Consider the following 11848-nt stretch of genomic DNA (forward strand, 5'->3'; position numbering starts at 1 on the left):
TGGTAATATACTGGCACTTTCCAAAGATAAATACGATGATGCAACAGCAGACTGGTTAAAATATTTCGTAGAACATGCAGGCGATTATGCAATGAAGGAAATGGGTTCTGTAAAAGGCTACAAATATACGGTTGAAGGTGAATTAAGCCCGATCAACCAGGTGGTTGTAGATACTATTGATTCCGTAACAAATGCAGCAACCTGGTTCGAAGCGATGATGAACAATGAAACCAAGACAGCAGCACAGGATAACGTTCAGACCCTTGCCAACGGAGAAATGACACCGGAAGAATATATGCAGTCCATACAGGATGCTTATGATTTGAGCAAATAACATTTGCGGCAGCAGTTGAATGGACACATGGGCAGCGCATGCTGCCCAAGGAAATAAATGAACAGAGCGATAGATTATGGGAAAGACAGCAGCATGGAAACGTGTATCAGACTGGATCTCGGCCTGTCGCTCTTTTTATACCCAAAATGCAGACAAAACACGTACTTAAGGCAGTATTGTAAGCAGGCTTACGATATGCAAATGGAGGCAAGTATGAATAAAGTATTAGGAAATAAAAAAGCAATTGCTTTATTTGTAATACCTGGCCTGATCTTATATGTAGGGCTGGTATTCGTTCCGGTTATCTGGTCATTCGTATATTCATTCTACGATGGCACACCTGGGCTGAACTGGAGTTTTTCCGGTTTAAAAAATTATGAAAAGTTATTTATTGATGCACGTTTTAAAGATGCCCTGGTAGTGAACTTAAAGTATATCGGCATGGTTATGCTAGGACAGGTTGCACTTGGACTGTGTATGGCGCTGGTATTTAAATTCTGGTTAAAGCGATTCAAAAATGTAATCCGTACCCTGATCTTCTTTCCGGTAGTACTGCCAACAGTAGCGGTAGGCCAGTTGTTTGCAAAAATTTATGAGATTCAGCCAAACTACGGTTTATTAAACAGTATTCTGGCAAATATCGGTCTGCAGGACTGGGTACAGCCCTGGATTGGACAGGCAAGTACAGCGCTGAAAGCTTTAAGCGTCATGGATGTATGGGTTTCAATGGGATTCTACGCAGTTATTTTCTATGGTGCGCTTCTGGATATTCCGGATGACGTAATGGAAGCTGCGAAGATTGACGGATGCAACGCATGGAATTTGTTTAAAGGCATCCTCATGCCGCTCCTTCGCCCGGTAACTATCACCTGTCTGGTATTCAGCTTCTCCGGTACGGTGAAGATGTTTGAATCTGCAATGGCTCTGACCGGAGGCGGTCCCGGAAATGCAACGACTTCACTTTCCATGTATATGTACAATGCTTCTTTTGGATTTGGAAAGGTCGGATACGGCAGTACCATAGCAATTGTCATTTTTATTATCTGTATTATTGGAACTACAATTATTAAGAAATTCGACAGACAGGGATAGGAGGAGCGGATATGAACGGATATAAAGCAAAAAAAATAACAAAATCTGTATTAATTAAAATCTTTATTTTTATCCTGGTGATTATCGAAGTATATCCAATCTTCTGGATGCTGACTGCGGCGCTGAAGAAACCGGCAGAATTTGTAACAAAAGCAGCTTACGCTCTTCCCGATGGTCTTTATTTCCAGAACTTTATTGATGCGTGGACACGAGGAAACATGGGACTTTTCTTTAAGAATAGTTTGATTAACACGTTGGTCTCCCTGGTATTTATCGTAGTCTTCAGTATGACAATCGGTTTTGCCGTAACAAAGATGGAATGGAAGCTGAGAGGATTTTTCGAGAAATTCTTCTTAATGGGGATCATGGTTCCGGTGGCTACAGCGCTGATTCCATTGTTTCAGATTTACAATAAGATGGGACTGGTGAATACCCGGCTTTGCCTGATTCTGACTTACATAGCATTTGGACTGTCACTGTCTGTATTCCTGGTGACCGGATATATGAAATCTTTATCCAATGATATAATGGAAGCTTCCGTTATTGATGGGTGCGGTATCTTCAGTATGATGTGGCACATTGTAGTACCCCTTATGAAAAATGCGGCTGTAACCGTATTGGTACTGCAGTTCTTCTACAAATGGAATGATTTGATTTTCTCCATGACATTTATCAGTGATACCAAACTGAAAACCATTCAGACCGGACTTTTATATTTCCAGAATGAATTCGGGGCAAAAAACTGGGGAGCCATATTTGCTTCCGTATCCATGAGTGTTCTGCCTATGCTGATTTTATATATGATTTTAAATAAAACCGTAATCGAAGGTATGACAGCCGGAGCGGTTAAGGGATAATAAAAAGGAGGCGTTTTCCAAACGGCCTCCTTTTTGCTGTATGTTTTTAAGCTTTAATGATTCTCTTTGACCAGATGTTCAAACTCTTCCAGCGGCATTGGCCTGGCGTAATAGAAACCCTGCGCCCGGTGGCAGCCCATCTCCATCAGCATTTCAGCCTGTTCTTCATTTTCCACACCTTCACAAATAATGGAAATATTCAAACCATGGATTACATTAATAATTCCTTGTATAATGGTACGCATGCGCTTTTTCGCAATACCTTCCTGGAGAAAGCTGCGATCCAGCTTGATTACATCCACTGTAAGGTACTGGAGCATTCCAAGAGAGGAATATCCGGAGCCAAAATCATCAATGGATATGAGAAAGTTAAGTTTCTTCAATCGACCCAGATAATCCAGAACTCTTTCTTTGTTTTCCATAACTACACTTTCCGTTATTTCCAGTTCCAGATATTCATGGGGAACCTGGAATTGATCTGCTATCCGGCAAAGGGTCTGGGGGAAGTCTTCGTTTCTAAAATGAAGTCTGGAAAAATTACAGGATACCGGTTTTACTTCCAGACCCTGGTCGATCCAGGAACGGATAATCCGGCACACGTTAGTATAAATACACAAATCAATTTCTACAATAAAACCATTTTTTTCAAAAAATGGAATGAAAGAACCGGGATACTGTATTTCCTTTTGTGTGTCAATCCATCTAACCAATGCTTCACTTCCAATAATGGAATGATCTGCCATATTGTATTTGGGCTGAAAATAGGGGATAAACTCATTGTTTTCTAATGCGGCATGCATTACGTTTGCCAGTTTTCGCTCCTGCAGTTCTTCCTGACGCATATTTTCATCATACTTGATTGTCAGGCTCTTATGGGTGATCTTTGCGCTTCTTCTGGCGTAATTCGCCAGATCCAGCATCAGGGATACATCCAGGGGATCTGTATCCTGTAAGAGATAAACGCCAAAGATAATAATCAGCCGGTAGGTTTTATTTTCTGCTATCAGAAGGTCATTCATTTGGTGATCAATGGACTTTGTCCGTTCCGTCATCTGGGTCCAGTTTTCATAACGCAGCATCAGCACAAACTGGTCAGCGGATACCCGGGCACAGCATTCACCTTCCCGTATATTTTCACGCAGGATATTGGCAAAATTACGTAGCAGCTGATCTCCTTCTGCAAAACCAAAGGTATCATTAATCGTTTTGAATTGATTAATATCAGCATAGATAAATGCATAAGTCCTGTTACCGGGAATGCTCAGTATTTTTTCTGCTTCCAGCCGGAATTTATTTAAGTTCCAGATGTTTGTAAGATCATCTAAATACATAATTTTTTCAATCTGCCGGTGATTCCTGGATTTCGTAATCAGAATGTAACTGAATACACTGATTACCAGGATAAAAACCAGAAATATAATACTCATAGTCTGCACCGGATATTGATAGAGCAGGTCGCGCCAGTTTACAGAGTGTGAGTTTAAACTGTTTTTCAGAACCAGTTCATTAATCATGTCATTAGAGGTATATTGCAATACCTTGTCCAGGATAGAGAACAGTCTGGGATCTGATGAACTGGAGATACCAAGGCTGATTTCATCGGAGTAATTTGTCATCGTAACAATAGAAAATGGCTCATATCTTGGATCAGATAATAGGTGTTCCGCAATATAGGTATTGGAATAAGTAATATCTGCATCACCCCGGGCTAATGCCTGAAAGCATTCTTCTGCTGAGTCATAATACAGAATTTCTTTATCCTGATTATCTGCTGAAATACTTTCAGAGAGAAAAAATCCGTCAGACAATGCCAGTACGGGTGAAGAAGTTTTCCGGTTGGCGCTGATCATTGCTACCGGCGCCCGGAGAAAATAGGAAGTGGTAGACAGCTGATTCTGTGCTGCCCACAAATAGTCATTGGCTACGCTGGCAATAATTTCAGCAGAACCATCCTTCACGGCATCAAGCGCATCTTTATAGTTTTCTTCCGGAATATAGGTAAAGCGAAGTCCCGTGGTATTACTGATCATTGTGAACAAGTCTGCCACTACTCCGGAAAATTTCCCCGCTGCAGTGTCCAGATAGCTTAAGGGAGACTGATTGGAGCTGTAAACCACATTAATAGGTGCCGTATCCTGGATGAACTCCTTCTCCGATGGGGTAAAGACAGGTTCCTGGGTGGTGCTGACTGAAAAATATTTTTGATAAAGTTTGATATCATAATAGGGATCTCTTAATTTAATTCTGTTTAAAGTAGAATTTAACTCGCCCAGCAGATCGGGTCGATTCTTTGAAACAGCCATATAGATTGGTTCCGGGGAAAACTGGGCAATACTGCGGTAAGTACTGCTTTTTCCAAGGTGTGTAATAGCGATGGCGTCTAAAGTCCGGTCATCCAGCGCTTTTAAAAGAGCCTGCGTTTCATCATAGGGAATCGTATCTACCTTAATATTATTGGACTTACAGTAGGCCTTAAAGTTTGCTGCATCCACACTGTCCCGGATAACACCGACCTTCATTCCGTTAAAAGAGGAAAAGTCTTCATAATCATAGCGGGTATCATCACAGCGTAAATTCAGCGTACTGTAAATATTGCACATGGCACTGTCAGGAAACAGAAGATCTTCTGCCCTGTCTTTTGTATAGTATAAGGCAGGCAGCATATCAATTTCACCTGAAATTAACATATCATATGCAGAAGTAAAGCTATTTGCATCCACAATTTCATAGTCCCAACCTGTATATTTAGCTATTTGCTGAAGATATTCGAAGTTAAATCCAACATAGTTACCTTCATCGTTCCGACTCATATAATCCCCGTCTTCGTAATAACCGATACGTACTTTTTCGGAAGCATGTACAGATTGGGAAAGAAGGGAAAAACAGCATAAAAACAGGCATAAAAAGAACAATGATTTAAAGATGCTTGAATCGCTTTTCATGGTGAACCCCTTTCCGAGCTAGAGAGAGTTTGAAAATAGCTTTTTGAAATATGTGCGTTACACAAAGTGGGGTGTGCTGATGGCAGAAATGTATTTTCAAACAGGCTCTAATTATGTAATATTATATATTCTTTAGGGAAAAAAAGCAATAAAGGATGTGATATAGGTGCAAATATTACAATAGATGATCAATGCAGGAATTGACACAGCGTCCGTCCGCTGTGCCGGTTCCTTTTTTTTCATACAGCGGTATTTCTACATTAATACTCATTAATGCAAATAGGTCCCGCCAAAACCTCTCTGCAGATAGCAACCGTAAAATCTTTTCTGGTACAGTAGGTCCACTTAACCAGGGTAAAGCAGTGTTTCTCAATCTCAATGCCGGTTATGCATCTGGGATGAACGCAGCTGCCCGTGTTAAAAAATGGTGTTGCTGATACGTCTGCCAGCATTGGGCGGTGGGTATGACCGGTAATCAGTATGTGTCCTTCGTTTTTTGCCCAGGTGCTTAAATTCTGTTCTATTTTACGTTTCCGTATATTATTTTTTGCGGCGCTGGTAGGGTCCAGAATTCCGATGTATTCCAACGGCCGCCAAAGATAGCGTACCAGGAAACGGGAAAGATGCCAGAGCTTTGTATTGAAAAAATCTGCCTGGTGGCCATGGGCAAGGTAAACGTCACGAATACCCGGTATGACATCCAGGATCAGTCCCTCATAAAATTGTATGCCGGGCAGCAAAGGGGTATAGTTTCTGGACTCAGGACAGTAATATACCGTACAGTTACGCTTGGCATATCCGGGGAAACTCTTCATAATGTCATGGTTGCCATAGATCAGATAAAGACGGTTTTCCTCATAAAATTTAGACATTAGCCAAAAGGTGTTGCTGTGTATATTTATAATCTGGGTCATGGACCGGTTTTCCCACAGTTCATCCCCATCGCCCAGCTCAATATAAGTAAAATTATTCATATAATAGTATTGAAGTGCTGCAAAAAAAAGATTCTGGTTCTTTAAAAAATTATCGGTAGAGGTGCCGTTACCCCGATGGCAGTCACTCATCAGAATATATTTTGAATCAGGTGTTAGCGGCAGATGCAGAGCATTTTCAAACGCCTTACTAAGACGTGTATAGTAGCTCATGGCTTTTGGAAGCGTTTGCCTGAGATTCCCATGCAGACGACTTTATGATAGAGGGGCGGCAGATAAAACAGCAGATAAGTAAGCCGGTCCTGGGTATTCTGGAAGGGGCGGGTAAGCATCAAGTAGGTTTTCATGTATATCCGATTGGTAAAATTCAGATAGGAAATTCTCCGGGAAGACAGGACTTTTCCAGGTACAGTCTTGGGGGTTGTAAAACAAAAGGCTACGGTCAGCTGATAGAGAGACAGGTCGCTGAGTGCATAACCCAGAATTAACAGGCTGTCAACAAAGGCATCCATCATGCCGGTGTTGGGAAATGTAATAGATACCTGCATTCTAAGAGAATCCGGTTTTGAAAGATTACCGGTAAGAAAACCGGATAGTTTTTGATGCATAGCGGAAACGGTAAAGAGTGTTTCCGATCCCTGTATAAGCCGGAAGGAATATTTCAGCACTTTGTTTTGGGTGACATTTTCAAAATGTATTTCATTCAGGAAGACAGATGATACAAGGTGGTCTGCTGCATAGATGCCGATTTCAGCGCCCGCATGAATTCCATATTGTCCTTTCCAGAGTTCAATCAGCCAGGTTCTCCCTTCGTAATCAAAGTAGACAGGTTCACAATCGTATATAATATGGAAATGAGCAGCTTTTTCATCATATACTCCGGTATATCCGCTGTTTTGATTCCAGTCGTTTAAAGCTGTAGTGAAAATATGTTTTTCTGGATGCCAGGCCAGGCCAAAGGGGTTGACAGAACGGTTCAACAGCACTGTTTTTTCATAGTCAGTAAGAGCAGATACCTTTTTTATCATTTGCTTCCGCCTGTAATAGATCAGTATAATGCAGACAGCCGCCAGTGTATACAGCAGATAGAGAAGAATATACATAATGAACCTCATAATAAAATCCCTTACCATTATATATATGCAGAAGAATGGTATTTGGGTATGTTATTCGGACAAAATATTTGAAGAAACTGGAATTTCAGCAGACCTCTATATACAAGGCATTCTTTTTTCTTTAATTCGTTTTTTATGTAAAAATATTAATATGTAACAAATAATAGAAAAGTGTTGCAATGATTGTTGCATTGTGATACGATAACTGTATGAAAAACATTCTATACCCTGGCTGTTCTGCCAGTTGATTTCCAATTGATAATTATATTTTAATATAAGGCGTTGCTATGCTAATCGTAAGTAGTTATAATATATCTAAACCTCCTTACGCAGCAAAGATACTGCCTTTAAGTTAGAGGAGGACTAACAATGAAAAATACGCCCCAAGCATGTAATTTTCAGACTGACAACCATTTATCATGCTCCCCACAGTCGACTTTTGTTTTAAGGAACTGATGTGCAGTGAAAAGGCAAGGAAAGGCTTAATCGCCGCATTTTTGAACCTGGATCCAAAGGAAATTCAGGGAACCGTATTGCTGAACACAAGCCTGCGAAAGGAAAGCGAAGCGGAAAAGCTTGGAATTCTTGACGTAAGAGTATTGATGCATGATAATACCCAGATCGACCTGGAAATGCAGGTTCTGAATGGTATTCCTGTTTTCATTTACGGGAAGATAAAAGAGGAAGTTTATATTCCGATAAACTGGAATTCCATGTACTGGAATTGCCTAAGTTAGGAAATTTGCTGGAACCGGAAAATGAACTACTTCAGTGGGCGAAATTTCTGAACGGAAAACGGGAGGAGGATTTCAAGGAAATGGCAGAGAAAAACGAATACATAAATGAAGCGTATCAGATATTAAAGAATATCAGTGCAGACGACCGGAAAAGAATCGAATACGAATCCAGGGAAAAAGCAATCCGGGATTATAACCATCTCATATATATGGCTAAAAAAGAAGGGGTGGAAGAAGGAATGGAAAAGGGGCGGGAGGCAGGCATAGAAGCATTTATACAGGACAATACCGAAGAGGGAATCACTCATGAACGTATTGTTGAAAAGCTCCAAAAACATTTTAACCTGGATCTTGTTTCTGCAGAAGAATATTATGAAAAATACAGGTAAAATTTTTCTTTGAATAATCAATTTCTATCAGCTGATTATTGTAAACATGTTCTGGAAAAGTACCATTATCAGGCGGCATATTATAGTTAATAAATTCTAATAATCTCCCATGAATATTGTATGTAAATTAATATATGCACTATATATAATTAATTTGTAACAGTAAATTCAAGGAGGGTGTCTATGAACAGAAGAAAAGAACATATAAACATTTTTATTGCAGTTTTATTAGTAATCAGCATAATACTGCCTTCGTTAAGTGCAGCTGCAAAAGAAAAGGAAACTGTGCAAACCCAAAAAGCAACTGTAATTGATGTAACCGATTATGGGGCGGACCCAACCGGAGTAAAGGACAGCACAGAGGCGGTCTGGGATGCCCTTCAGGCAGCAAAAGAACTGGAGAAGAACGGAGAGCCCGTAACGCTGAATTTTCCAAAGGGTGAATATCACATCTATAAAGACAAGGCTCAGATAAGAGAATATCACACTTCTAATACAAACAGTATTCAAAGCCCTCAGAAGACGATTGGCATTTTGCTAGATGGTCATGAGAATTTAACAGTCGAGGGAAATGACTCCTTATTTATGATGCACGGAAATATGATGGCAATTGCTGTCGTAAACTCTGAAAACGTTACGCTGCAGAATTTTTCATGGGATTTTGCAGTGCCTACGGTATCCGAGATGACCATAACCGGGATGGGGACGAAAGAGGGGAAACAGTATACCGATTTTTTTATTCCCTCATGCTTCCCGTTTGCGATCAAGGAAAATACAATTGAATGGCAGAGCGAACCAAGTCCATATACAGGAGATCTTTATTGGACTGAAACCGGAATTCATAATGCCTATTCTATCGTGGCACATCACCCGGAAGAAGAAATGACCAGAGCATATTTTACTTCCGATTCTCCATTTAGCAATGTATCAGGCATAACAAAATTAAGTGATACGCAAATAAGAATTACCTATCAGTCAGCAAGACCTTCTATGCAGAAAGTAGGGATGCTGCTAGAACTGGCAAGCAGTGCTTACCGTGAAACAGCAGGTGCTTTTACCTGGGAAAGCAGGAATGTGCTGGTTCAAAATGTGAATGTACATTTTATGCATGGCTTTGGTTGGCTTTTGCAGATGACCACTGATGTTACTTATAGAAACTGTAACTTTATGCCAAGAGAAAATTCAGGTCATTATACGGTAAGTTATGCAGATATTATTCATGCATCCGGGGCAGCAGGGGAGATTAATATTGAAAATTGTAATTTCTCAAACTCCCATGATGACCCGATTAACTTACATGGTACATTTACCAGAGTGGAGCAGAGAAGAGATAACCACACGCTTCAGTTAAAATATATCCATACACAGCAGGGAGGTTTTCCCCAGTATCATGTGGGTGACCAGGTTGCATTTTTTACCAGAGATACGCTAGAGTCTACGGATCATGAAAGTCTTTATACTGTATCGGAAGTGGTTTCCAATCCAGGGGAAGATGAAAATGATTTGAGAACAATGATAATTAAATTCCAGGAGGAATTGCCGTCTGATCTGTCCGAACAAATTGGAGGACAACCCAGGTTTGTAGCGGAAAATGTTACCTATGCACCGCAAGTGACGGTAAAGGGATGTACGTTTAAGAACGTGCCTACCAGAGGAATTCTGTGTACAACCAGAAATCCGGTATTGATTGAAGACAACACTTTTTTAAATATGTCTATGGCTTCCATTTACTTGTCTAATGATTCGGATGAGTGGTATGAATCAGGTCCTATCCGGGATATGACAATCCGGAATAACACCTTTTACATTAAAAACATAGGAAGAACCTCATGGGAATATGCCCCGGCAGTTTATATTCATCCGGTTACGAAAGGAGGCGGTCTGCCTTCTGAAGATAATCCCATCCATAAAAACATTCTGATCGAAGGGAATACCTTCCATATGGATACGGATACGGTAGTAAAGGCAGAGAGTGTGGAGAATTTAACCATACGGAATAATAAAATCCTGCGCACCAGCCCGGATATCCAGATTCAGATTGAGTCCGTTCAAAATCAGATCATAGTGGGTGAATCCAAAAAAATAAATATGACATCTTCCGGGGACAAGCACGAAAGACCTCAGGATAATGTTTATGAGTTTACCAAATGTAAAAATGTATTGATTGAAGGGAATACATATGATGACGGATTAAAGCTTTATGCAGTAAAGCATCCGGGAATGTCGGATCATAATCTGGTAATCCGTGATAAAGAGATTAAAATGGTGGAAAACAGGAATCAGCCCGCAGCAGACCCTGTTCGCAGGATCCACTATGCAAGTACGAATCCGGAGGTTATTTCCGTGGATGACAATGGAAATATGACGGGAAAAAGCAATGGGAGATCACAGATATTTGCCTATTATGAATGGAATGGGACTATAATTAAATCCAATTCACTAGAGTTAACAGCAGGAAGCGGAACCCCATCAGAAGATGTATCCGTCACTATTGAGGAAGAAGACAACCTCCTGTTGGATACGGAGAATCTGGATAGTGAAAAAATGTCCTATCAATTTACTGCAGCAACGGAACCGGAAGCAGAAATTACCTGGTCCGTAACAGATTTAAAAACAGGAGACTTATCGGATACGGCGTCAATTGATGAGAATGGATTACTAACAGCCAAAAAAAGCGGCATTGTCTGGGTAAATGCTTTTGCAGGAAATAATACTGCAAGAAAAGCAGTCATTATAGTACTGCCACAGACGGAGACACTGAGTAAACAATTTTCGGTAGTAAGAGAAGATAAAGATAGCTATACCCTGACTCCGGATGGAGTTACCATCGATCTTCAGCCCGGCGACCTCTATCAGATCACAGGCAGCAATAATGTGAAGAATTTGTTTTTATACGAAATACCGGAAGGGATGAATAAAGATAATCTTCGCACGGTCATTAAAGCAGATAACCTTCCCGTGAAAGAAGGCGGGCAGTGGGATACCGGTTCCTTTATCCTGTATCGGGATGACGATAATTATGTTACCATAGGAAAAAAATCACATTTTGACGGCATTGCTTCTGTAGTGGAGATAAATGGAACGGCAGTTGAGAATGGAGGAAATGCTTCCGAAAATGGGGTTTCTGCTGCATATTTGGGATTTACGAAAACAGATGAGGGAATTTCTCTGGACTACAGACTGGAAGATGGTGAATGGCAGCATGTTACAGATATCCAGGAATCACCGCTGGGAGATAATTATAAAATTGGATTTGCAGGATGGGAAACCAACGACAGAGGGAAAACAATTAGTTTTACCGGACTCAAAATGGGGGATGCATCCCTGACGTATGAGGAAGTGGAGGCATTAGAGCCGGTTTCATTTACCGGATTTGAAAATCAAAAGCCCAGTGCAGCCAACCTGGCATTTCAGGAACAAAATTACCAGGCAGGCGACAAGGTAAGCCTC

At 40.7% G+C, this 11848-nt stretch carries 7 protein-coding genes and 2 pseudogenes; 6 read left to right on the forward strand and 3 right to left on the reverse strand.

What is annotated here, in order from left to right:
• The 3 genes and pseudogenes from RHS_RS28760 to RHS_RS28770 all read left to right on the forward strand — a co-directional run.
• Nucleotides 1-334 (forward strand): annotated as a pseudogene (locus RHS_RS28760) (hypothetical protein); the annotation flags it as partial.
• Nucleotides 335-547: 213 nt separating this feature from the next.
• Nucleotides 548-1426, forward strand: a complete 879-nt coding sequence (locus RHS_RS28765; RefSeq protein ID WP_027295537.1) for a carbohydrate ABC transporter permease — start codon at nt 548-550, stop codon at nt 1424-1426.
• Nucleotides 1427-1437: 11 nt separating this feature from the next.
• Nucleotides 1438-2283, forward strand: coding sequence for a carbohydrate ABC transporter permease (locus RHS_RS28770; RefSeq protein ID WP_027295538.1), 846 nt, complete (start codon nt 1438-1440; stop codon nt 2281-2283).
• 53 nt (nt 2284-2336) lie between these two features.
• Here RHS_RS28770 and RHS_RS28775 read toward each other — a convergent pair whose 3' ends face one another.
• On the reverse strand, nt 2337-5225 hold the full coding sequence (locus RHS_RS28775; protein ID WP_047835143.1) for an EAL domain-containing protein: 2889 nt from the start codon (nt 5223-5225) through the stop codon (nt 2337-2339).
• A 52-nt stretch (nt 5226-5277) separates the two neighbouring features.
• Here RHS_RS28775 and RHS_RS32285 point away from each other — a divergent pair, with 52 nt between their 5' ends.
• Nucleotides 5278-5361 (forward strand): DUF6783 domain-containing protein, encoded by an 84-nt coding sequence (locus tag RHS_RS32285; protein ID WP_377146911.1) that lies wholly within the window; start codon nt 5278-5280, stop codon nt 5359-5361.
• A gap of 124 nt (nt 5362-5485) precedes the next feature.
• On the opposite strand, the gene RHS_RS28780 is transcribed toward RHS_RS32285, so the two are convergent.
• Together RHS_RS28780 and RHS_RS32290 are read right to left on the reverse strand one after the other, a co-directional pair.
• Nucleotides 5486-6370, reverse strand: coding sequence for a metallophosphoesterase (locus RHS_RS28780; protein ID WP_044296132.1), 885 nt, complete (start codon nt 6368-6370; stop codon nt 5486-5488).
• Complete coding sequence (locus tag RHS_RS32290) at nt 6367-7272, reverse strand: DUF4474 domain-containing protein (protein WP_160295827.1); 906 nt, start codon at nt 7270-7272, stop codon at nt 6367-6369. The genes RHS_RS28780 and RHS_RS32290 overlap by 4 nt, the downstream gene beginning before the upstream one ends.
• Nucleotides 7273-7727: 455 nt before the next feature.
• Between RHS_RS32290 and RHS_RS28790 the strand changes: the two are divergent.
• Both RHS_RS28790 and RHS_RS28795 read left to right on the forward strand, forming a co-directional pair.
• Nucleotides 7728-8398: pseudogene (locus tag RHS_RS28790) on the forward strand (PD-(D/E)XK nuclease family transposase).
• Between the two features lie 183 nt (nt 8399-8581).
• A partial coding sequence (locus tag RHS_RS28795; RefSeq protein ID WP_395023642.1) for a right-handed parallel beta-helix repeat-containing protein occupies nt 8582-11848 on the forward strand: 3267 nt, incomplete at its 3' end.

Source organism: Robinsoniella sp. RHS, assembly GCF_001029355.1.
Taxonomy (GTDB): domain Bacteria; phylum Bacillota; class Clostridia; order Lachnospirales; family Lachnospiraceae; genus Robinsoniella; species Robinsoniella peoriensis.

Coding starts and splice junctions, on each gene's coding strand:
- RHS_RS28775 (WP_047835143.1), bottom strand. CDS start 5,225: ATGAAAAGCGATTCAAGCATCTTTAAATCATTGTTCTTTTTATGCCTG.
- RHS_RS28765 (WP_027295537.1), top strand. CDS start 548: ATGAATAAAGTATTAGGAAATAAAAAAGCAATTGCTTTATTTGTAATA.
- RHS_RS28780 (WP_044296132.1), bottom strand. CDS start 6,370: ATGAGCTACTATACACGTCTTAGTAAGGCGTTTGAAAATGCTCTGCAT.
- RHS_RS28770 (WP_027295538.1), top strand. CDS start 1,438: ATGAACGGATATAAAGCAAAAAAAATAACAAAATCTGTATTAATTAAA.
- RHS_RS32290 (WP_160295827.1), bottom strand. CDS start 7,272: ATGAGGTTCATTATGTATATTCTTCTCTATCTGCTGTATACACTGGCG.